1 protein-coding gene is annotated in these 1,176 nt (G+C 65.6%); it reads left to right on the top strand.

Going from position 1 to position 1,176, the window contains the following annotated elements; all coding sequences use genetic code 11:
- Positions 1–65 precede the first annotated feature (65 nt).
- Positions 66–1,142 carry an IS110 family transposase gene (locus ACFXN1_RS51875; protein ID WP_379446785.1) on the top strand — a complete coding sequence of 359 codons (1,077 nt, stop codon included), beginning with the start codon at positions 66–68 and terminating at the stop codon, positions 1,140–1,142.
- Positions 1,143–1,176 lie beyond the last annotated feature (34 nt).

Genomic DNA, 1,176 nt, shown 5'->3' with positions numbered 1-1,176 from the left:
GCTCATTACAGGCTTGCCTCGTAGTGATCTCCACCCGGGCCGACGCCGGTCACGACGTCCACCCGTTGACAGGAGACCTCGCATTGTCCATCGTGGCAGATCACTATCGATTCGTCGTCGGCGTCGACACGCACGCCGCAACGCACAGTTACGCAATCATCGAATGCCCATCAGGCCGGGTCACCGATGAGTCGAGCTTCCCCACCTCGGCAACAGGGCTTACGCGTGCCGCAACTTGGTTGGCGCGGCGCACCCACGGCGAGGTTGATGGCGTGCTGATCGCGGCCGAGGGCACCGGCAGCTACGGCGCCGTCCTCTCCGAGCGTCTCGAACGAATCGGCTACCGAGTGGTGGAAGCTCCGGCACCGTCATCGAAACGGTTGCGCAACAAGGGAAAAACCGATGCACTCGATGCGTTGACCGCGGCGCGAGCGACGCTGACCACCGAGATGCAGCACCTCTGCGACCGCCGTCGCGGCCAGGTCCGGGCCGCACTGAACGTGCTCAGCGTCGCTCGTGAACAGATGAACACCGACCGGACCCGCTGCATCAACGCACTAACCGCGCTTGTTCGCGCCCACGATCTGGGCATCGATGCGCGCCGAGCCCTGACCGCGGCGCAGATCGCGACCATCGCCGGCTGGCGCAGCCGAGCCGAACCGCTCGGTGTCGCGGTCGCACGGACTGAAGCCGTCCGCCAGGCCCGGCGCATCGGCGAGCTCGACACCCAACTCGACGACAACCGCGACCAGCTCACCGAACTGGTGAACGAGCATGCCCCACAACTGCTTTCCCTGTTCGGCGTCGGAGCGGTCACCGCAGCGGTGATCTTGACGGTGTGGTCGCACCCAGGGCGGATCAAGACCGAGGCCGCGCTGGCCAAGATCGCCGGAACCTGCCCGATTCCGGCCTCATCCGGCAATACGATCCGTCACCGACTCAATCGCGGCGGCGACCGCCGCCTCAACAGGGTGATCAACACCGTCGTTCTGACCCGCATGCGCGCCGATGAGGCCACCCGCGCCTACGTGCGGCGACGCCTCGCCGAAGGACGCACGCAACGCGAGATCAGACGTTGCCTCAAGCGCTACATCACCCGACAGATCTTCCGCACCCTCACCCAAATCAGCCCAGGCACTTGACAACACATAGAAGCCTCCCGGGTTTGGTGCTCAC

Source organism: Nocardia sp. NPDC059154, from assembly GCF_042755705.1.
Classification (GTDB): Bacteria; Actinomycetota; Actinomycetes; order Mycobacteriales; family Mycobacteriaceae; genus Nocardia.
The sequence above is the reverse complement of the archived record's forward strand: the minus strand, read 5'-3'. Positions and strand labels throughout refer to the sequence as shown.